Here is a 20598-nt window from a genome sequence, read left to right on the forward strand (position 1 = left end):
AATGAACGAGATGTATGTCGATCGTGTTCCGCCGCAGAACCTGGAGGCTGAGCAAGCCGTTCTCGGCGCTATATTGCTCCACTCCGAAGCGATGATCACGGCTATGGAGCGGATTCAGTCCGAGGACTTCTACAATCCGGCCCATCAGATGATCTATGAGGCGATGATCGAGCTGGGCGAAGACAACCAGCCGATTGACCTTGTAACGCTTACAGCGAAGCTGAAGGATAAGCAGCAGTTGGAAGACGTCGGCAGCGTGTCTTATTTGACGAAACTGGCCAATGCGGTACCAACCGCAGCCAACGTCGATTATTACGCGCAAATTATTGAAGAAAAGTCAATGATGCGACGTCTCATTCGGACTGCCACGCAAATCGCAAGTGAAGGCTATACAGGCGGCGAGGATGTCTCTGGATTGCTTAGCGATGCGGAACGACGTATCTTAGAAATTTCGAATCGCCGCTCTTCGAGCGGCTTTATCGCGATTAAAGATGTGTTGATGGAAGTCTATGATAAGGTTGAGACATTAAGCCAGCAGACTGGCGGAGGGACGACCGGAATTCCATCAGGCTTCCCTGATTTGGATAAGATGACATCGGGTTTCCAGCGCAGTGACCTTGTTATTGTGGCTGCTCGTCCGTCTGTCGGCAAGACAGCCTTCGCCTTGAACGTAGCCCAGAATGTTGGCGTTCGTGCGAAGGAGACGGTAGCGATATTCAGTCTCGAGATGTCCGCGGCACAGCTTGTACAGCGGATGGTCTGTGCTGAGTCTAATGTCGATGCAGGACGGCTTCGTACAGGTGCGCTTGAGGATGATGACTGGGAGAAGCTGACGATGTCCATCGCAGCCTTGTCCGAGGCAGAGGTCTACATTGATGATACACCAGGGATAACGGTGGCGGATATCCGTGCCAAGTGCAGACGCCTGAAGAAGGAACATGGTCTTGGCATGATCTTGATCGATTACTTGCAGCTGATTCAAGGACGCGGCAAGCCAGGCGAGAACCGTCAGCAGGAGGTCTCCGAGATATCACGTACGCTGAAGCAGATAGCCCGTGAGCTTGAGGTTCCCGTTATTGCCTTGTCCCAGTTAAGCCGGGGCGTAGAGCAGCGGCAGGATAAGCGTCCGATGATGTCCGATCTTCGGGAATCGGGTTCCATTGAGCAGGATGCTGATATCGTTGCATTTTTGTACCGTGATGATTACTACAATCAGGATACGGAGAAAAAGAATATTATCGAAATTATTATCGCTAAGCAGCGTAATGGTCCAGTAGGTACGGTGGAGTTGGTGTTCTTGAAGAACTTCAACAAATTCGTCAGCTACGAAAGGAATCATCAGGACGCTTCTGCGGGATAATAAGCGTAAAAGAAAGCGAACGTTGTTTTCCGAACATTTGGTTAAGGTCGGATATCAACGTTCGCTTTTCGTTGACTTTGCACTATTTGACTGATAAACTAGGTATGCTGCTTGGAGCAAAAGCTTAAAAAAGCAGTGAATAACGGTGTGTAAACACCCGCCGGGGGTATGAATATGTCTACAGTAGTCGTCGTAGGAACCCAATGGGGAGACGAGGGGAAAGGGAAAATCACTGACTTCCTCGCCGAAAGCGCCGACGTGGTTGCGCGTTATCAGGGTGGTAACAATGCGGGACACACGATCTTGATTGATAATAAGAAATATAAGCTGAGCCTGATTCCATCCGGTATTTTCTACACAAACAAAATTTGTGTAATCGGTAATGGTATGGTCATCAATCCAAAGGCACTAATCCAAGAGATTGAATATATTCACGAAAATGGTTTCTCTACCGATAATCTTCGCATTAGTGATCGTGCGCATGTCATCATGCCGTATCACATGGTGCTGGACGGTCTGGAGGAAGAGCGCAAAGGCCCGAACAAGATTGGAACGACCCGCAAAGGGATCGGACCTTGTTATATGGATAAAGCAGCTCGCAACGGCATTCGTATTGTCGACTTGCTCGACAAGGATGTATTCGAGAAGAAATTCCGCCACTTGGCAAATGAGAAGAACGAGTTAATCAGAATGTATGGCGGCGAAGAGCTGGATATCGAAGCTACGTTGCAGGAATACTTCGAATATGCAGAATTCATTCGCAAGTATGTGGTTGATACCTCGGTTGTACTTAATGATGCAATCGATGACGGCAAGAAGGTATTGTTCGAAGGTGCGCAGGGCGTTATGCTTGATATCGACCAAGGTACGTATCCGTTCGTTACTTCTTCGAACCCAACAGCTGGCGGTGTCTGCATCGGTTCTGGTGTTGGCCCATCCAAGATTGAAGAGGTTATCGGCGTAGCGAAGGCTTATACGACTCGCGTTGGTGATGGTCCGTTCCCAACAGAGCTGAACAATGAGACAGGCGACTTCATCCGCGAAGCTGGCCATGAGTATGGTACAGTAACAGGTCGCGCACGTCGCGTAGGCTGGTTCGACAGTGTCGTCGTACGCCATGCCCGCCGTGTGAGCGGGATTACAGGCTTGTCCCTGAACTCGCTTGATGTATTGACTGGACTGGAGACAGTTAAAATCTGTACGGCTTACAAGTGCGGCGATGAGATTATCGAGCACTATCCAGCAAGCTTGGATATGCTTGCGAAGTGCGAAGCAATCTATGAAGAAATGCCAGGCTGGTCGGAAGACATCACAGGCTGCAAGACGCTTGATGAACTGCCTGAATCAACACGCAACTATGTGAAGCGCGTATCGGAGCTGACAGGCATTCCGATCTCGATCTTCTCCGTTGGCCGCAACCGCGAGCAGACGAACCAAGTGCGTTCTATCTACCGCTAATTGCAGCATAATATAGAAACGAAACGGCTTTTCCTTCGGGAAGAGTCGTTTTTTTTGTATATAATTGGGCATACTAAACAGTAAATGACTGTGGGCCGGCACGGATCCCGAATACAAGATAGAGGAAGAAGAGTCATATTAGAGGCTGCTAGAGGCTGCTAGTACTCTATTATACACACTCGGGCACGAGGGAGGGCTATTGCCCTCGCGTGACAGCAAGAGCTGGCTAGGAGGTAGTATAGATGCGCTTAGTGTGGCGTGTGATGCGGTTAGCAATGACGATTTTGGTCGTAGGTATATTATCTAGCTTATTAACGGTTGGAACGACAGCGATCGTAGTCGATCGATATATTCAGACTGCCTTGGATAGTTTCCATATCCCAATAGAACGGAAGCCGCTGACACTTACCTCTATGTGGGGTGTTCTGCTTGGCTCCGATGTACAAACGGCTAGTCAATCAAATAATAAGTCTACAGGTACGAGTCAGGATGGGATAACGGGAAATAGCGGAAACCATACAGAACGAACCACTACTAATAGTCAGGAATCGGGATCGAATCGGAATGGGCAGGGAGCGACTGAGACGAATGGCGGCGGAACGACAGGATCCCCATCTGCTGGAGGAAATGAAGGCAAGAGCGGATCAACTCCAACGCCTGATGGCGCTTTTCCGGTAATGGGGGGCATAACATCCGGTCAGGAATCGAAGGGGCGGGAGGCAATAATAGTGCCGCCTGACGCGATAGCGAAGAGCAAGGAAGAGTTGTCGAAGGAGAAGAAGGATCAAATCTTTGCAACCTTGATGAAGAAGCTCCCGCAAGAGGATTGGCAGCGCATCTCTACCTTAATGGAGGGAGGATTGACTTCCAGTGAGGTTATGGAAGTCGAACAGATTCTCGCGAAGCATCTGAATGACGAGGAATATAAGGAGATGCGGGAGTGGATGGTGGGAGAATCGAAGACGAAGGATACTACAAGCACTACAGATGGTTCAAATGCGAAGGAAAGCAAGACAGAAAGCTCGGGAACACCGTAGTCTGATTCATAGGCTTCACGATGAACATCTTTGTGAGAACATATGCTGAATAAACCGATTAAAAGGATTGCATAATAAACGCGAAAGTGGCCATCTCCTACGGAGAGCACATTTTCGCGTTTTTGTTTTGGAAAAGTAAGGGGTGTAAGGATGAACAACGTCCAAAAAATGACGAATTCGGTCAAGTTGCAATGTACTTTCGACCTATGGTACATTAAAAAAAGATGACAAAACGTTAACTTTTGTAAATTTTCATAGAAAAAGATCACATTACGTATGAGAATATAGGCATTGTATTCGCAAAGGAGACCATCATGGAACGTTTCAACGGAAATCGTCGGGAGGAAAAGGAACAAATGAATGATCGCAACCGATGGCAACAATGGACGGCTGCATGGCGGGAACGGTTGACGAGGAATCCTGCAACCCGATGGATGACAAAGAGGAAAAGAACGATTGTATTCGCAATGAGTGGCATGGCATTGGCTGCATCTGCAGTATGGGGAGGCATTACCTATGTACAAGCCAATACGATACCTTTTTATCATGTATACCATAAGAATGAACTGGTGGGCACGGTGTCTGCTCTAGAAGAAGTAGAGCAATATTATGCAGCTCGGCTCCAGAAGGAACAGGCTAAGTATCCGAACGCCCATATGAAGATAAATCGAGAGGGAATTCGAACGATTGAGGATTCCGGATTCAAGGCGAAGCCGACAACGGAAGCAACGTTAGCGAAGCTCGATCAATTGACGCCTGCATATGCAGAGGGTGTAGAGCTGAAGATCAACGGCGCGACAGTCGGATATGTGAATGACGAGGCTACGGCCGAGAAAATATTGAAGCAGGTAAAGGCGAAGTACACTCCATCTGCATCGAACAAAGGGAATGCGAAGGAAGTGCGCGTATTAGCTGCGCCTATGCGCTCTGCGAAGGCCACGAAAGCCGTATCACGCTTGGAATCTGTCAGTTTCCGCGAGCGTGTCAGCACGGAAAATGCCAATATTAGCCCAGACCAACTGATGACGCAGGATGAGGCGATTAGCAAGCTGACGACAGGCCTCACGAATAAGCTCCAATATATTGTGAGGGCAGGAGATACCGTTTCTTCAATTGCAAATAAGATGAATGTCTCTATGGATGCGATCTACCATAACAACCCGACTGTCGGGGAGGAACGTCTGCAGGATGGACAAATTCTTAATTTGACGGATACGAAGCCGCTTATTACCGTGAAGACGGTTGAAGCTTATAGCGAGTATTTGGTGACTGAGCCGCAGAAGATGATTAAGGAAGATCCGAATATGCGCTCGGGGGAGTCCAAGGTCGTGCGCAAGGGCAAACAGGGATTAAAGCGCATGTCTTATCGCCTGGTGAAGGACAACGGCAAGCTGTCCCACGAGGAATGGATTGAGCAAGAGGTTGTCGAGCCTGCCATTCCGGAGATTGTCATTCGCGGTACGAAGGTCGTGCGCGGCGAAGGGACAGGCTCCTTCGATTGGCCTGTGAACAGTGCAACCTTGACAAGCGGATTCGGCAAGCGCTGGGGCCGCATGCACAAGGGGATCGACATGGTATCCTCGGATCGTTCGATTATGGCTGCTGATGAAGGCGTCGTACTGTTTGCGGGTGTGAAGAACGGGTATGGCAATTGCATCATCGTCAACCATCGCAATGGGTACAAAACCTTGTACGGCCACCTAAGCAAAATTAATATCAATGCCGGCGATATTGTGGAGAAGGGTCAAGATATTGGCGTAATGGGCAATACGGGCGATTCCACAGGTACACATTTGCATTTCGAAATTATTAAAAATGACGAAGTGCAGAATCCTCTTAAATACTTATAAACGCAAGCTAGACGGGACGAATCGGATGTCCCGTCTTTTTTATATTTAGATTGCCGCGTTATGCCGTCTTCTCCAACGTTTGGGTTCGGGATGTAGAGACAATTATGGTAAAATAGAGTGACATAAGGACTGGCTGCATGCAGAACGGAATTTGTGACTGTATTAGTACGTGGCAGGAAATGTGAAGGTAGAGGGAGAGGTGCGGATTCGTGTACGGCAAAATTCTCGTTGTAGATGATGAACAACCGATTGCAGATATTTTAAAGTTTAATTTGGAGAAGGAAGGCTACGAGGTCATCTGCGCCTTCGATGGGGGAGCTGCCGTTGATTTGGCAATATCGGAGAAGCCGGATCTTATGCTTCTTGACTTGATGCTACCCGTGAAGGACGGGATGGATGTGTGCCGTGAGGTACGTCAGCATTTGCATATGCCTATTATTATGCTGACGGCGAAGGACACAGAGCTTGATAAGGTATTAGGCTTGGAATTGGGGGCCGATGACTATGTGACGAAGCCGTTCAGCACGAGAGAGCTGCTGGCTCGGGTTAAGGCTCACTTGCGGCGCCAAAACAAAATCTCTACTCCAGATCCAGAAGAGGATGCTGAGACATCTGCCGCAGAGAAGCAGGGTATGAAGCTGCATGAGCTGCTCATTGATACGGATATGTATGTAGTCTATAAGAACGGAGCTATGCTGGATTTGACGCATCGGGAGTATGAACTGCTGTTCTACTTGGTGCGCAATGCTGGCAAGGTCATGACACGCGAGCACCTGCTGCAGGCAGTGTGGGGATATGAGTATTTCGGAGATGTGCGCACGGTGGATGTAACGATACGCCGCCTGCGCGAGAAGATTGAGGATGATCCGAGCAAGCCGGAATATATCATTACACGGCGCGGATTGGGATATATGATGCGCAATCCGCGGAGTGGAGGATTCTAGTGAAGCGGGGGCTAGGTCGATTTTTTCGCACCATTCAGGCGAAGCTGATTATTATTTATGTTCTGCTTATCTTAATTGCGATGCAGCTCATCGGTGTCTACTTCGTCAGTTCGATGAAGCATACGCAGACGACCAACTTTACGAAGGAGCTGCAGAACACAGCAGAGCTCATGTCTATTTACGCGGGTCAGACGCTGAAGGGTGATGAGACGCTGGACGATGAGCAGACGCTGGAGGCGCTCAATAAGTTCGTGCGCAGCTTCATCAATATGAATGGTGTGGAAATACAGGTATTGGACGTAACCGGGAAGGTATTGACGACATCTGTGCCTACCCATATGGAATATGTAGGACGCAAAAATACAGAGACAGTAGTGAATCGGGCCCTGCAGGGCATGCGTGACAACCAGGAAGTTATCATTGATGAGGACAATGTGCGCAAGCAGGTGCTGGCGAAGCCCGTCTACTCCAATGGGAAGCTCGTCGGGGCCCTATACATTGTCGCATCAATGAAGGAGCTGTACGCGACAATTGAGGGGATCAATCGGATTTTCCTCTCGGGGATGGCGATTGCACTTGGGTTAACGGCCGTACTGGGTGTCATTCTGGCCCATACCATTACACAACCGATCAAGGAGATAACGAAGCAAGCAACGAAGGTGGCGGAAGGGAACTTCGCAGGACAAGTTCCTGTGATGGGCACCGATGAGATCGGCCAGTTGAGTGAGGCATTCAATTATATGACGAGGCGCTTGCAGGAAGCGCTGAATGCGAATGAGGAAGAGAAGGAGAAGCTGGCATCCATCTTGACAAATATGAGTGACGGCGTTGTCGCGACCGATGAACAAGGTCAGGTTATTCTCGTCAACAGACGAGCGTGCAAGCTGCTAAGCATCAAGCAAGGCGAGGTAGAGGGCAGTCCCATGTCCGAGGTGCTTCGTGTGCCGCAGGAACAGATCGATGAGATGGTGAACGGCAAGCTGAACTGGATGCTGCTTCCTCGAACAGAAGAACATGAGGGTGATGAAGATAGCGAGACAATCCTGCGCATATCCTTCACCCCGGTTCATCGCCGTGGGGAAGGTATGACAGGATCAATTGTCGTGCTGCAGGATGTGACGGAGCAGGAGAAGCTGGAGCAGTCTCGCCGCGAGTTCGTAGCCAACGTGTCGCATGAGCTGCGGACGCCACTGACGACGATTAAGAGTTATGTTGAGGCATTAGGCGACGGCGCGCTGGAAGAGCCGCAGCTTGCAGGGCGCTTCGTTGGCGTTATACAGAACGAGACGGAGCGCATGATTCGTCTCGTTACGGATTTGCTGCATCTGTCGCGCCTTGATTCGAAGCAGGCGAAGCTGCGCAAGCAGGTGACGGATATGACGGAGATGCTGGAGGATGTCATCGACCGATTCTCCTTCCAGTTCCGCAATAAGGGAATTGCTGCATCAGTTGTCATTGATCCGGACATTGGCAAGGGAGGCTTAGTGATGATCGATCGGGATCAGATCGATCAATTGCTGGATAACCTTGTGTCCAATGCGGTGAAGTATACGCCAGACGGCGGCGAGGTGAAGCTGGTTGCGGTTCTGGATTCTTCTCGCAGCATGCTTCATGTATCAGTGCAGGATAATGGGCTGGGCATTCCACAGAAGGATTTGGAACGAATATTTGAACGATTCTATCGGGTAGATAAGGCTCGTTCGCGCAATATGGGCGGTACAGGACTAGGCTTGTCCATTGCCCGGGAAATTGTGAGAACGCATGGTGGGGATATATGGATTGAGTCGGAATGGGGCGAAGGTACACAAATTACCTTCTCGCTTCCGTTGACATCGATGAAGGCGGAAGGGAGTGAGGCAAGCGAATGGTAGAGCGATTTAAGACGATGCTGCTAACATTTCTTGTGCTGTTAAGCTTGCTGCAGAGCTTCTTCCTTGCTTATAGCATGCCGAACTTCGATGTACGCAAAAAGTCGACCAGCGACTACATTACGACCGATCCGCTCGGGCCTGAGGAGAAGGTAGAGAATCTAATCTTCCCGGAACAGCTGGTTCTTCATCTCGGAGGAAATAAGCATACCATTCTATATCCAGGCATGACGTTCTATAACATTATTGTGAAGCGGCTGCAGGGACGCTCGTATGATGGGTTCCAATACCGCTCGCTTTCTGCGGTGGATTGGAATCGAATACGCGAGGAGAATGAGGGAGTGGAACTGCTTTTCCACGCGCCTATCCCATTGAAACTGCTGCAGAAGGTGTTTCCGATTGGTGACGATTCTGCGCTTATGGATGAGAGTATTCGTCGAATATGGCTGTATACGACGAAGGATACGAAGGAAGTCCGCGTCTTCTTCTTCAATGCGAAGGGGGACGCTGTCTATGAGTCGACCCGAGCAGACTTGACCGAGCAGGATGTGAAGCAGCAGGTCGAATTCGGACGGTCTTGGACGCCTTATAAGTTGGTTAACGGGTCATATTATGTTCCAGAACAGCCGATTGAACTGCTTGAGGTTACGCTTCCCTATGATCGAATTACGGCAGAGCAGATGCAGCGCAGCCTGTTCAATGATCCTACCGTTACGAAAAATATAGAGACTGGGAATTCGGAAATTTATACCGACGTTAAGCGCGGCTTGGAAGTGAATAGGGGCCTGCAATGGCTTATCTACTCCGATCCTGTTGTGCAGACGGAAGGGCAGCAGGATATTGCTTCTGATGTCACGGCAGCAGTCCGCTTCATTAACCAGCATGGAGGCTGGAATGGCAGATATCGTGTCACCTTGCCGGACAATGAGAAGAAGGATGTGCTGAACGGAGCAACCAGTGGATTAGGGACAGCCTTTCGATTCCAGCAATATTGGGGCTCTTACCCGATTGTCAATACAAGTCGCTTCCGCTTCGGGTATATGCAGGTAACGATGCAAGAGGGCACGGTTACGAGTTATGAGCGGTCTCTTGTACAACTTCATCAGCGTGCAGAGAAGAAGGAAATGCGCCAACTGGTGGTTGGGGACGCGTTGCTTCAAAAATTGAGTGCTCTCAGTCAGAAGAAGCAAATCGTAGGAGTTGACCCGGTATATATCCCTGAGCTAGGGAAGGAGACGGTTCGGCTGCTGCCTGCATGGCAGGTAAAGTACAAGGATGGGTCGACCGCATTGCTCGATGGATCTGTTAAGAAATGAACGTAAGATCGTATCTCAGAAGGGAGGAGTCAAATGGATTGGGGTCGGGCGAAGAATATATTGATCTATGCTTTTCTGCTGCTCAATATTGTGCTGGGCTATCAGCTCTGGCAAGAGGTACGCGACCAAATGCATTCCGAGCTGGATTGGACCTCCCTGTCTGATGCGGCGAAGAAGATGATGGAAGTAAAAAAGATTCAAGTTACAGCCAAGATTCCTTCAGAGACACCCGCCTTACGTGAAATCACGTACCGATTCGTGAAGCGGGGCGATCAGATGGAACCGCTCAAGCAGCCGCAGGATACGAAGATCGTATTTATGGAGAATGATTTGATCAAGTCCCTGCAAGGGGATATTCCTCATATTGAGATGTACCGATATGACCCGTTGACGGGTAGAAATGGAACATTCGTCTTGTATCAGCGACTGCCAAATGGCCTGCCGATATTCGAAGTGACATTGGAGCTGGCACACAGCCAGCAGAAGATTAAGGGGTTCCGGCAGCAGTATGTAGAGTTGATTGAAGCTAAGGAGAGCAAGGAGCAGAAGATCTTGCCGGCTTCTCAAGCATTGGAGCATGTGATCTTGAGCGCCTTAATGTCAGGGGCCGTCGTCAAGGATGTACAGCTTGGCTACCATGGTCAAATATTCGATGCGGCCAATACACAGGTGGCAGCGCCGTCTTGGCGCATCCTCTTGGAAAATGATGAAGTGTATTATGTGAATGCGATAAGTGGAGCAATTGATACTCCGCAAGAAGGAAAGAAGGAGAACGATAGATGAGTATGCGATTTTCAGTACTGTCGAGTGGATCAACAGGCAATGCAACGGTCATTCAGAATGAAGACGCAACTGTGATGATCGATGTTGGTCTAAGCTGCAAGCGGACAGAGCAGCTCCTGGAGGAACAGGGGCTCTCGGGCAAGCAGATTGACGCCATATTCGTCACGCATGAGCATTCTGATCACATCAAAGGTCTTGGAGCCTTCTCACGCAAGCACAACGTGCCGATCTATGCCAACGAGAACACATGGGAAGCACTAGAGAAGCATGTGGGTGAAATTGCAGACGAAAATCGGATTGTCATGCAAACGGGGGAAGCGCGCGATTTCGGGGATCTACGCATAGAATCATACGGTATCTCTCATGATGCTGCCGAGCCGGTGGGTTATAAGTTCTATGAAGGCGAGACAAAGCTGAGTGTGACAACGGATTTAGGTTATATGAGCGATAAGGTTCGGGATGAGATTATCGATTCGGATGTGCTTGTGCTGGAATCGAACCATGATACGGAGATGCTTCGTATGGGGCGGTATCCATGGAATATTAAGCGACGGATTCTAGGAGATATGGGGCACTTGTCCAATGATGCGGCAGGCGAGGCGCTGTGCGAGATTGCTACGGGTAATACCCGCCGCGTATACTTGGCGCATTTAAGCCGGGATCATAATATGATGGATCTCGCCCGCATGACGGTAAAGGGAGTTATGGAGGACAACGGCCATTTTTACAAAGAGAGTGAACTGCAATTAAAAGATACGTATTATGACAAGCCTACGGCATGGGATACGGTTCATGCGAAGTCTGTGGTTCGTCTGTAAGCCATCTGTCGAGATCATTGGCTTTCCGTGATATATCCTCCTGCGTAATCAGGCCTTTCTCCACGAGAAGCTCCATGAGGGTGGATAAAGCCAAGGTGAGACGGTATTGATCTTCCTTCATATCAGCTAGTTGTCCGACTAGGTCGATGTCCGACCAGATTGTGCTTGAAGTCGTCATAAATCTAGTTCTCCTTTCTATTAGGGGAGGGAGATTGTTTCTCTCAATTCCCTGTTTGTATGATAGAATATGTACAAGCTTGCAAATCTATTACATTTCTTTTACATGACAAGCTCATAGTGTGCATTAATATATAGTGTTGACGATTTTCAGCCATATCATTCCGTGGTGTAATGATGCTGCGAAGGCAGTGGTTCAACCCGTGGATCGATCCCGGTTGGAGGGTTGAGGGGAGTTGTTCGGATGAGCTTGTTTGATGATGATTTTTTCTCGACAAAGGTATCTGGCAAGGTAAAGCGCAGATGGCAGGAGCGAGAGACAGGAACGGGATGGACACTGGGCAAGACAACTCAATCCGGCCGCAGGTGGTCCACCGTCCAAGTGGCTATTGTGAGCTCGGTGATTAGTGCCTTGTCAGCCGTTATTTTATATAGCTGGATTGTGGGAACAGGTTCAGTCACACAGCCTGTGACCATTAATCGCACAGGTACGGTTGATCCCTATGATCGTATTGTGACTGTAGCCGATAAGGTTGGGCCTGCGGTGGTCAGCATCGTCAATGAGCAGAAGCGAGTGGCAGCAGAGACTGATGATGAGAAGGACACAAATCTAGGATCAGGTGTCATTATTAAGCGCGATGACGGCAAGGCGTTCATCCTGACGAATGAACATGTCGTACAGGGGGCGGATAAGCTAGAGGTGGTGCTCTCGAACGGGCAGCGCAAAAATGCAGAACTCATTGGCAAGGATCGGGTAATGGATATTGCCGTTCTTCTTATTGATGATGCAGGTGTATCCACGGTGGCAGAGATTGGCGATTCACGCCGTCTGCGTCTCGGGGAAACCGTCGTCGCAATCGGCAATCCACTTGGCTTAGGCGGTTCACTGACAGCTGGCATCGTTAGTTATACGAATCGACTTATCCCGGTATCCTTGAACCAGGATGGTGTATATGACTGGGAGCAGAGGGTCATTCAGACGGATGCGGCAATTAATGAGGGCAACAGCGGCGGCGCACTCGTGAACTTGCAGGGGCAGGTTATTGGCATCAATACGATGAAGATCGCGACGACTGGCGTTGAGGGCCTTGGATTTGCGATTCCTACGAATGAAGTGATGACGGTAGTAGACGAGATTATGAAGACTGGCAAGGTTATTCGGCCTTACCTAGGTGTATATACGGTCGATCTGACGAATCCTTATGCTCCGATTACCGAGGAGCAGCGCAATGATCTGAAGCTTCCTCAAGACGTGAAGAACGGAGTTATTGTACTGGAGGCTACGGGGCCGGCGAAGAAGGCAGGACTGAAGCTGAATGATGTGATTGTCCGCTTCGACAATGAAACGATCGGTCAGACCCGAGATCTGCGCAAATATTTATATGAGAAGAAGAAGGTCGGCGAGACGATGGAAGTTCACTTCTATCGCGAGGGCAAGCTGATGATGACGACTGTGCAGCTTGAGGATAAGCCGCAGCAGGCCGGATAAACTAAGTGATATCCAAAGATGGGAAAATCAAATGTCTTCACCCCTACAGGGCCTATTTATGTTATGATGGACGTAATAAGACAGCAAGATAAGCGAGAAAGAGGGAACGACATGTACGTAGTCTGTAAAGAGCATGTAGAATTGGCAATTGACAATTTTGTAGATGAGTTCGAAGATGCCCCCGACGTTGTCGATCTGGATGGCGTTGAATTCAGTGATTGGGAACGGCCAATCAAGTGCTGTATGGATTGCGAGCAAGAGGCGAAGTTTCTAGTCGTGTAATCTTGTCGTAGGATGAATGATCCTGTCCGTTTCATGAAGGTTCGGGCACAATCGTTCATACACTTCAATTGCGTGTATAGAACAAGGGCACACCCCCGAGGTGGGGATGCGCCCTTGTTTTTTTGCGTTGTTCCATATGGAATCAAATGAAGCTCGTTATTATTTGATATTCAGCTTATCCTTCACCTTAGTAGGAAGCTCGTCCTTGCTTACTTCTTCGTAGGCGGTTACACGATCCGTATCTTTTACATATACGCGTAAAAACGCATGCTCTTTAAATTTGCGGTTTTCCCCTGTTTTCATAAAGGTGAGCTTCAGCTCATTACCTTTCTCATCGAATGCGGGTAGGGTATATTCCCCATTGTCATTAGGATCGCCAACGGTTTGGACATAATATTGCTGCTTGCCGTTTCGATTGTAGTCACAGCCGACAAGAATGCTTGCAAACAATGTGATGACTGCGAATAAAGCAATTAGTCTCTTCATGATGCAGATACCTCCGAGTTTACGTAGTTCTAGCATTTATCATAACAGCAACAAAGAACAGGACAAATCGATTTACCCAACACAGCCTTACAGTTCTGTCATGTGGCAAGTGAAGGAAAAGCGAGTGAATAGGGGAGCATTGAACAACTTATGAACATGCTGCGCAGGGTTGGTGATAACGTGGATGAATATGTGGATAAGGGGCGTTTGGGTAGCAAAATACAATTATCCACATGTGGATAGTGGAAAACGATAAATAATCGGGATACCGACAGATTCGTCTATCGTAAATCGAATATGCACGGTAAGCTTTATACATAATCAGGTATGATTTTTAACACGATGAGGAAATTCCTTCTTGCAAAAACTAATATCATTAGTTATTATGTAATTAACATTAGTTAGAGAGGGATGGTCATCCATGCGTATGCGTAAGCAAGGTCATATTATTCAACTGTCTTTCCTGCCACGCTTGTTTCCTGTGAATTGTTATTTCGTTGAAGAGGAGAATGAGCTGACACTAGTCGATGCTGCTCTTCCTTATAGTGCTGCTCGTATCTTGAAGGCGGCTAAGCAAATTGGAAAGCCAATTACACGTATCTTGCTTACTCATGCACATGGTGATCATATCGGAGCATTGGATGCCTTGAAGCAGGAGCTTCCTCATGCGAAGGTGATGATTTCAGCGCGTGATGCCAAGCTGCTGCAGGGGAACTGCTCATTAGAAGCTGGTGAGGCAGCAACGCCTATTCGTGGAGATGTGCCGAAGGAAGGGGCAATTCGTACGAAGCCGGATGTTCTACTTCAAGACGGTCAGATGGTGGGATCTCTGCGTGCCGTGCTTGCACCAGGGCACACACCAGGCATGATGGCCTTCTATGATACGAGAGATGGTGCGCTGATTGCTGGCGATGCTTTTCAAATTCGAGGAGGAATCGCAGTATCGGGGATGATTAAGCCGCTGTTCCCATTCCCAGCTATGGCGACTTGGAATAACGAGGCTGCGCTGGCAAGCGCAATCAAGTTAAGGGCGTTACAGCCTACTCTGCTCGCAGTAGGACATGGGGTGATGCTTATGAAGCCGACATCTCAAATGGATTGTGCCATTCAGGAAGCAGAACGGAAGTGGGGAGCGGTATCTATGAGCGGCAAAGCTGTGAAGTAGAATGGACGAAGTGAAGTGGCCAATGAAGCACGATGTTGAGAGAAGAAACATAGATGAAAATAAAGTTTCGATTGGTAGTGGTGTTTTATCGAACTACTTACAAACGGATGCAATTCACCCATAAGAAAACGGTTACAAGCGTTCTGTCAATGAGATAGGGCGCTTTTTTGTGTCTAAAAGGTGTCGTTTCTTGCAAATTCATTTTACTGGAAGTATAATAGCAAGAATGAGTGACCGAAATTCACATTTAGTTCTGTAGTTCTAGAACCTGTTCGTAATCGCCTCTTTGCAGAAAGGAGGAATCCGTATGATCGTAGATCGAAGAACGAGGATTATAGAGGCAGCAACACAGTCATTTTCATTATATGGTTATAAAGGCAGTACAATGGATCAGATAGCGAGACTTGCACATGTGGGCAAGGGGACGATTTATCGTTTTTTCCCAACAAAAGAAGAGCTGTTGGAAGCCATTATGAATAGATTCATTCAAGACATACTGGAAGTTGCACAGTCATCCGTTCATCCAGAGAGAACCTTCACAGAGAACTTGCACCGTACTCTGCACAATGTGTTGGAATTCCGCTCAAAGCATGAGATGATGGTTATTCTCTCATACGAGATGCGGGAGATGGGGACCGAGATTGTGATGTCTGAGATGAGCAAGGTGGAAGACGCGCTTCAGCACTTTGTGAAAGAGCAGGTAGAACTAGCTATTGATTCAGGCGAGCTGCAGAGTTGTGATGCTGAGCTGACTGCATTCCTATTTATTAAGACTTATGCAGCGCTTGTAGTGGAATGGCCGAAGCGTGCGAAGGCTATCCATCAGGATCAAATTCCTCATTTGCTTGAATTTTATTTGCTGAATGGGGCAGCTCAGAAGGGGATTGCTCGAATTGGATAACGCATTACATATTATAAGTAGAACGGTGGTGGCAGTGGGATGAAGAACATCTTACACATTTATAAAACGGATCTTCGCAACATTATTACAAATCCTGCTGCAATTATTGTTATTTTAGCAGTAGTGATCCTGCCCTCCCTATATGCATGGTTCAACATTCTCCCGTCATGGGATCCGTACTCCAATACGAAGGATGTATCGGTTGCGGTTGCGAACTTGGATAAGGGTGCCAAGGTAGAAGGAAAGGATCTTGATGTTGGGGCAAAGGTTATTGAACAGTTAAAGGAAAATGAGAAGTTAGGTTGGAGATTTGTTACGAAGGATGAGGCAATCAATGGGGTCAATCATGGCGATTATTATGCAGCCATTGTTATCCCAGAGGATTTCTCTGAGAAGATCTCATCCGTCATCTCGGATCATCCAGAGAAGGCACAGCTTGATTATTATATTAATGAAAAGATAAATGCGATCTCGCCGAAGGTTGCGGGGGCAGGAGCCTCGACGCTGGTGTCGAACATTAGCAGCAACTTCGTAGAGACAGCGAACAAAGCGATATTCGATATTTTCAATGATGTTGGCCTTAAGCTTGAAACGAATGAGCCGGACATTAAGAAGCTTAGAGATAACATCTTCAAATTGGAGGAGAAGCTGCCGGAGATCGAGAAGCTGATGAAGACAGGCCAAGTTGATATCATCAAGGCGAAGGACTTCATTAGCAAGGCAGAGTCTGCCATTCGTGTCATCAAGCGCTACGAGAACCGACCGGATTCGGTAATTACAGATGCGGAGAATATGCTCGATAAGGGCAGTGATTCCTTCCATAAGGAAGTGCCGGTTGTCAAAGACAATCTGCGGAAGCTTCAGGGTGTCGCAACGGATACATCGAAGGTCGTGGAGAATATCATGAACTCCGATTTCGATCTTGGCAAGGTAGAGACAGAGCTGGCCAAGAAGAGTGTCGAAGTGGAGTCTGGGATGAATTCCTTGCAGCGCCTCATTACGACGGTTGAAGATGTAGATCGGAATTTGAAGAATAATGGTCTATTTGATAATGTGCTCACGTCCTTGAATGACGCGAAGCGGGGCGCGGAGGATCTGAAGACGCGTCTGGATGAAGCACAAAAAACCGTAGAGTCTGCGAAGTCGATTGCAGATGATAAGCTGAGGGATATTCGCAATAAGGCAATCGAAGTCAACTCGATTTTGGATAAAGCGAGAACAAGCTTGAATTCACAGGTTGCGCCGACGGTAGCGAAGGCATTCGATGATGCAGAACGATTAGGAAAGACGTATCGAGAGCATCTCGGTCAGCTGCAGGAGAAAGTTGATCGCGTCAACAAGCTTATTCAGGGCAGTGAGACGGATGCTTCATTAACCGACAAGCTGAATGCAGCTGTCGAGGATATGACGAATCAGTTGAAGCTCACATTAGGCTCCTTAGAGAAGTATAAGGATCAGCTGAACAAGCTGGCTCAAGTGACAGGCATAGACACTGATCTGTTGATTGCTCAATTGAAGGGCATGGAGACGAAGCTCACACTGCTGCAGGATCGCTTGGCTGGCGGCAAGCAGATTGGCGCAGAAGCGGCAGCAAGAGCAAGTGAAGTCGTTGCTCAGCTCGTTAGCGATTATGATAATGGAATTAAACCGCGATTCCATACGATCCGCGGAGATATGCAAGCATTGAATCGCGATGCTCTGAAGATGATCGATAAGATGCAGAACAGCACTCGCAATGTCATTGAAATGACAGATAAGATCATGAACCGCAATACGGCGGATAAGGTAATCGATCAAATCAATAATGCAAAGAACCACATCAGTAACGGGCAGAACCTGGCGGATAAAATTATCGCCTCAACAGAGAAAATGAAGCAAACGGTGGATGATGGTGCCATTACGGACATCGCCGATAGTATGTATAAGGTAAAAGGGAAACTGGCAGATTTGTCGGATATGCTGAAGCGTGCGAGTGAAGCGGCTGGCAAAGCGAATCAACCGACGAAGGATGCGCTGCAGAAGATATATGATTCCTCGAAGGATACGAGCGCGTCCATTGATAAAGTAATCGGGAAGATCGATTCGGATGTTGTACCTGCCTTCGACAAGGGTGTCAAAGATTCTCGCAAAGGCTTGGATTTCATCAAGAACGTGAAAAAAGAAATGTTCTCAATGATTCCAGAGGTCGAAACCCAACTGGCTGATATGAAGGGCAAGATTCACACGGGGGAAGATGGACTGGATGAATTCAGTGACAAATTCCCAGAAATCAAAAAGAAAGTAAAAGATATTGCATCCAAAATCCGTGAATTCGAAGAAAAAGGTGATCTGGATCAAGTCATTGACTTGCTTCGTAAGGATGCGGCTAAGGAAAGCCAGTTCTTTGCGGAGCCGGTATTGCTTAATCAGCATGAACTGTTCCCTGTACCGAATTACGGTTCAGCGATGTCACCGTTCTTCTCGACATTGGCATTGTGGGTCGGCGGCTTGCTGCTCATCTCCATGCTGATTGTAGACATCGAGAATAAGCATGACTATAAGAGCTACCAAGTGTACTTCGGACGCTGGCTGACCTTCGTGACGATCGGTATATGTCAGAGTATGATCGTGACACTGGGAGACATGTTCCTGCTCAAAACCTATGTCGTGCACAAGTTCTGGTTCTTCGCGTTCGGGATTTTCATCAGTATCATATTCGTCAGCATCGTCTATACGTTGGTATCGGTATTCGGTAATGTAGGTAAGGCGTTGTCCATTGTATTGCTTGTGTTCCAATTGGCGGCCTCTGGTGGTACATTCCCGATTCAAATGACGCCGAAGTTCTTCCAGAAGCTGAATCCGTTCCTACCGTTCACACATGCGATAGGCATTATGCGTGAGGCAGTCGGGGGAATTCTATGGGATGTTGTGACGAAGCATGTACTTATCCTATTGATCTATATCGGAATTGCTTTTGTACTTGGTATAGGCTTGAAGAAGACAATTAATAAGAACAGCGATAAGTTCTTGAAGAAAGCGAAGGAAAGTAAGCTGTTGTAGGTGTAGATTGTAGATTTGCAGGCGAATAGTCTTGTAGTGGAACAGTAAGAGGTTTTATTAGGGTAAATGGTAAATAGTCGTATTATGCAATCATCATATAGATTATATAAAAATCGCTGCCTGGGTTATCAGGCAGCGATTTTGTTATTGTTACGGATGTTGTCCAGAGCGAGGAGGCTGTTGATCCTGCTTTATATAGTGACTCCCTCTGCCTGAAGCCCCTTTGGAATCCGTTTCTCTCGGAACATCGTGAAATAACAGATGGATGAGGTTACGTACAGGACACCGGTAATGCTGAAGGTTAGCGCATAGCCCCAATAGTAACCGTAAGTGGTGACCAGATACGATTGTACAGTTCCCATACTCGCCCAGCCAAGCATGAAGGCGGTCTGTGTTAAGGAATTGGCAATTCCACGACGTGAATCCGAGATACGGTCAACCATGACGGCTGATTGAATCGGATTCGCCGCATTCATAAGCGCTTGCCGGAACAGGAAGCTCACGATGGCAATGGAGATTGCATTTGTAAATCCAGTAAGCAGCAAGAAGGGGAGGGACAGCATCTGGAACACGACGATTGCAGGCACCTGTCCGATCCGCTTCACCAGTGTTGGTCCAATAAGCATGGAGATAATCGTCATGATCTGCCCAAGTGAGATCAGGAAGCCGACAGCGGTAATAGAAGCGTTAAATCGATTCGTGAAATATAAATTCAAGTAAGGCACAACGAGTCCTGAGCCTAAGCCTACAAGCAGCTGACAGAAGGTGAGGCGGCGGATATCACGCCATTCTGCAGCTGGTTGAGGCATCGGGGATGTCTCAGCTTGTACAGGAGCTTCTACTGAAGCCGCTGCCTGTGCTGGTTTCCTATCCTCAGCCTCTATTTCTACCCTAAGAACGTCCTGCTTGCGAACCTCCTTAACGGCGAGCAACGGCAGAAAGGCGGCTAATGTAGCCGTTCCCCCTAGCATCAACACCGTCTGCAAGCTAGCAACCTTGCTCCATCCGACGGATTGAAGTATGTCGGCCAATGCACCGCCCCCCATGCTGCCGAGCACCTGAGCGGCTAAGCCTAGAGCAAAGTGGTAGCTGAAGAGCTGTAGTCGCTGTTCTTTCTGCGCATTTTCTGCAAGGAATGGGACTGCGATGACTTGGAATGCCGAAGCGACAAGTCCTGAGAAGATCGCGAGCATGTTCAAGCTCATTACAGATTCAACATAGGCGCGTCCAATGAATCCTATTCCTGTCAGCAGTGCGCCGAAAATGAGAACCTTCTTCCGGCTCGTGCGATCCCCTAAAAAGCCGATTGGAACAAACATCAAAGCCGTTGCAAGAGATTGCAGGCTGATGAGCGTCCCATTCATATCATCATTATATCCGAGTGATTGAATATACAAGTTATAAAGCACCATGAACATGCCACCACCCACTTGAAAGCATAAGTTGGCGATAAAAAACAGCTTAATGTTCCGATCCCATTGCTTCACGTCTGTCCATACTTGTTGATATAAGCGCATGATCGTTCCCCCGATTGTCCATGTTAGCATCTTCCATTGTATCATGGTTCCATAAACAAGGAAGGGGGCGAATTGTTCGATTTAGGACTCACGGGGAGCTTAATTGTA

General features: G+C 48.1%; 18 protein-coding genes. 15 read left to right on the forward strand and 3 right to left on the reverse strand.

Annotation, left to right across the window (positions count from 1 at the left end; all coding sequences use genetic code 11):
- Position 1: 1 nt before the first annotated feature.
- The 10 genes from dnaB (at position 2) to BLS15_RS28025 (ending at position 11434) form a co-directional block, all read left to right on the forward strand.
- Positions 2–1360, forward strand: a complete 1359-nt coding sequence (dnaB, locus tag BLS15_RS27985) for a replicative DNA helicase (protein WP_021257531.1) — start codon at positions 2–4, stop codon at positions 1358–1360.
- Positions 1361–1534: 174 nt separating this feature from the next.
- Complete coding sequence (locus BLS15_RS27990) at positions 1535–2818, forward strand: adenylosuccinate synthase (RefSeq protein ID WP_028533236.1); 1284 nt, start codon at positions 1535–1537, stop codon at positions 2816–2818.
- A gap of 564 nt (positions 2819–3382) precedes the next feature.
- Positions 3383–3496 (forward strand): hypothetical protein, encoded by a 114-nt coding sequence (locus tag BLS15_RS30130; RefSeq protein ID WP_139170733.1) that lies wholly within the window; start codon positions 3383–3385, stop codon positions 3494–3496.
- 50 nt (positions 3497–3546) lie between these two features.
- Positions 3547–3855, forward strand: a complete 309-nt coding sequence (locus BLS15_RS30135) for a hypothetical protein (RefSeq protein WP_139170734.1) — start codon at positions 3547–3549, stop codon at positions 3853–3855.
- 314 nt (positions 3856–4169) lie between these two features.
- Positions 4170–5705 carry a peptidoglycan DD-metalloendopeptidase family protein gene (locus BLS15_RS28000; protein ID WP_028533238.1) on the forward strand — a complete coding sequence of 512 codons (1536 nt, stop codon included), beginning with the start codon at positions 4170–4172 and terminating at the stop codon, positions 5703–5705.
- Positions 5706–5914: 209 nt separating this feature from the next.
- Positions 5915–6649, forward strand: a complete 735-nt coding sequence (yycF, locus tag BLS15_RS28005) for a response regulator YycF (protein WP_021257527.1) — start codon at positions 5915–5917, stop codon at positions 6647–6649.
- Complete coding sequence (gene walK / locus BLS15_RS28010; protein WP_021257526.1) at positions 6649–8520, forward strand: cell wall metabolism sensor histidine kinase WalK; 1872 nt, start codon at positions 6649–6651, stop codon at positions 8518–8520. Before yycF ends, walK begins: the two co-directional genes overlap by 1 nt.
- Positions 8514–9833: a YycH family regulatory protein gene (gene yycH / locus BLS15_RS28015; protein ID WP_021257525.1), complete on the forward strand. Its 1320-nt coding sequence runs from the start codon at positions 8514–8516 to the stop codon at positions 9831–9833. Before walK ends, yycH begins: the two co-directional genes overlap by 7 nt.
- A 33-nt stretch (positions 9834–9866) precedes the next feature.
- Positions 9867–10616 (forward strand): two-component system regulatory protein YycI, encoded by a 750-nt coding sequence (yycI, locus tag BLS15_RS28020; RefSeq protein WP_028533239.1) that lies wholly within the window; start codon positions 9867–9869, stop codon positions 10614–10616.
- On the forward strand, positions 10613–11434 hold the full coding sequence (locus tag BLS15_RS28025) for an MBL fold metallo-hydrolase (protein WP_021257524.1): 822 nt from the start codon (positions 10613–10615) through the stop codon (positions 11432–11434). Before yycI ends, BLS15_RS28025 begins: the two co-directional genes overlap by 4 nt.
- On the opposite strand, the gene BLS15_RS28030 is transcribed toward BLS15_RS28025, so the two are convergent.
- A complete protein-coding gene (locus tag BLS15_RS28030; RefSeq protein WP_036592674.1) occupies positions 11388–11612 on the reverse strand; it encodes a hypothetical protein in 225 nt (74 codons plus the stop codon). The genes BLS15_RS28025 and BLS15_RS28030 overlap by 47 nt on opposite strands.
- A 243-nt stretch (positions 11613–11855) precedes the next feature.
- Here BLS15_RS28030 and BLS15_RS28035 point away from each other — a divergent pair, with 243 nt between their 5' ends.
- Both BLS15_RS28035 and BLS15_RS28040 read left to right on the forward strand, forming a co-directional pair.
- On the forward strand, positions 11856–13100 hold the full coding sequence (locus tag BLS15_RS28035; RefSeq protein WP_021257523.1) for a S1C family serine protease: 1245 nt from the start codon (positions 11856–11858) through the stop codon (positions 13098–13100).
- Positions 13101–13211: 111 nt separating this feature from the next.
- Positions 13212–13382 carry a CxxH/CxxC protein gene (locus BLS15_RS28040; RefSeq protein ID WP_005545397.1) on the forward strand — a complete coding sequence of 57 codons (171 nt, stop codon included), beginning with the start codon at positions 13212–13214 and terminating at the stop codon, positions 13380–13382.
- 159 nt (positions 13383–13541) lie between these two features.
- On the opposite strand, the gene BLS15_RS28045 is transcribed toward BLS15_RS28040, so the two are convergent.
- A complete protein-coding gene (locus tag BLS15_RS28045; RefSeq protein WP_021257521.1) occupies positions 13542–13868 on the reverse strand; it encodes a YxeA family protein in 327 nt (108 codons plus the stop codon).
- Between the two features lie 421 nt (positions 13869–14289).
- Between BLS15_RS28045 and BLS15_RS28050 the strand changes: the two genes are divergently transcribed.
- The 3 genes from BLS15_RS28050 to BLS15_RS28060 all read left to right on the forward strand — a co-directional run bounded on the left by BLS15_RS28050 (position 14290) and on the right by BLS15_RS28060 (position 18973).
- Positions 14290–15033: an MBL fold metallo-hydrolase gene (locus BLS15_RS28050; RefSeq protein ID WP_028533240.1), complete on the forward strand. Its 744-nt coding sequence runs from the start codon at positions 14290–14292 to the stop codon at positions 15031–15033.
- Positions 15034–15340: 307 nt separating this feature from the next.
- Positions 15341–15934, forward strand: coding sequence for a TetR/AcrR family transcriptional regulator (locus BLS15_RS28055; protein ID WP_021257519.1), 594 nt, complete (start codon positions 15341–15343; stop codon positions 15932–15934).
- Positions 15935–15973: 39 nt separating this feature from the next.
- A complete protein-coding gene (locus tag BLS15_RS28060; protein ID WP_090514838.1) occupies positions 15974–18973 on the forward strand; it encodes a YhgE/Pip domain-containing protein in 3000 nt (999 codons plus the stop codon).
- Between the two features lie 191 nt (positions 18974–19164).
- On the opposite strand, the gene BLS15_RS28065 is transcribed toward BLS15_RS28060, so the two are convergent.
- Positions 19165–20490 (reverse strand): MFS transporter, encoded by a 1326-nt coding sequence (locus BLS15_RS28065; RefSeq protein WP_090514842.1) that lies wholly within the window; start codon positions 20488–20490, stop codon positions 19165–19167.
- Positions 20491–20598 lie beyond the last annotated feature (108 nt).

Source organism: Paenibacillus sp. cl6col (genome assembly GCF_900102125.1).
Taxonomy (GTDB): domain Bacteria; phylum Bacillota; class Bacilli; order Paenibacillales; family Paenibacillaceae; genus Paenibacillus_B; species Paenibacillus_B suaedae.

Excerpts from the sequence above, each read along its gene's own strand:
- BLS15_RS28000 (WP_028533238.1), top strand. The coding sequence starts at position 4,170 with ATGGAACGTTTCAACGGAAATCGTCGGGAGGAAAAGGAACAAATGAAT.
- BLS15_RS28050 (WP_028533240.1), top strand. The coding sequence starts at position 14,290 with ATGCGTATGCGTAAGCAAGGTCATATTATTCAACTGTCTTTCCTGCCA.
- BLS15_RS28025 (WP_021257524.1), top strand. The coding sequence starts at position 10,613 with ATGAGTATGCGATTTTCAGTACTGTCGAGTGGATCAACAGGCAATGCA.
- yycI (WP_028533239.1), top strand. The coding sequence starts at position 9,867 with ATGGATTGGGGTCGGGCGAAGAATATATTGATCTATGCTTTTCTGCTG.
- BLS15_RS28035 (WP_021257523.1), top strand. The coding sequence starts at position 11,856 with ATGAGCTTGTTTGATGATGATTTTTTCTCGACAAAGGTATCTGGCAAG.
- BLS15_RS28045 (WP_021257521.1), bottom strand. The coding sequence starts at position 13,868 with ATGAAGAGACTAATTGCTTTATTCGCAGTCATCACATTGTTTGCAAGC.
- yycH (WP_021257525.1), top strand. The coding sequence starts at position 8,514 with ATGGTAGAGCGATTTAAGACGATGCTGCTAACATTTCTTGTGCTGTTA.
- BLS15_RS28060 (WP_090514838.1), top strand. The coding sequence starts at position 15,974 with ATGAAGAACATCTTACACATTTATAAAACGGATCTTCGCAACATTATT.
- BLS15_RS27990 (WP_028533236.1), top strand. The coding sequence starts at position 1,535 with ATGTCTACAGTAGTCGTCGTAGGAACCCAATGGGGAGACGAGGGGAAA.
- BLS15_RS28065 (WP_090514842.1), bottom strand. The coding sequence starts at position 20,490 with ATGCGCTTATATCAACAAGTATGGACAGACGTGAAGCAATGGGATCGG.
- BLS15_RS28055 (WP_021257519.1), top strand. The coding sequence starts at position 15,341 with ATGATCGTAGATCGAAGAACGAGGATTATAGAGGCAGCAACACAGTCA.
- BLS15_RS30130 (WP_139170733.1), top strand. The coding sequence starts at position 3,383 with ATGGGCAGGGAGCGACTGAGACGAATGGCGGCGGAACGACAGGATCCC.
- BLS15_RS28040 (WP_005545397.1), top strand. The coding sequence starts at position 13,212 with ATGTACGTAGTCTGTAAAGAGCATGTAGAATTGGCAATTGACAATTTT.
- BLS15_RS28030 (WP_036592674.1), bottom strand. The coding sequence starts at position 11,612 with ATGACGACTTCAAGCACAATCTGGTCGGACATCGACCTAGTCGGACAA.
- dnaB (WP_021257531.1), top strand. The coding sequence starts at position 2 with ATGAACGAGATGTATGTCGATCGTGTTCCGCCGCAGAACCTGGAGGCT.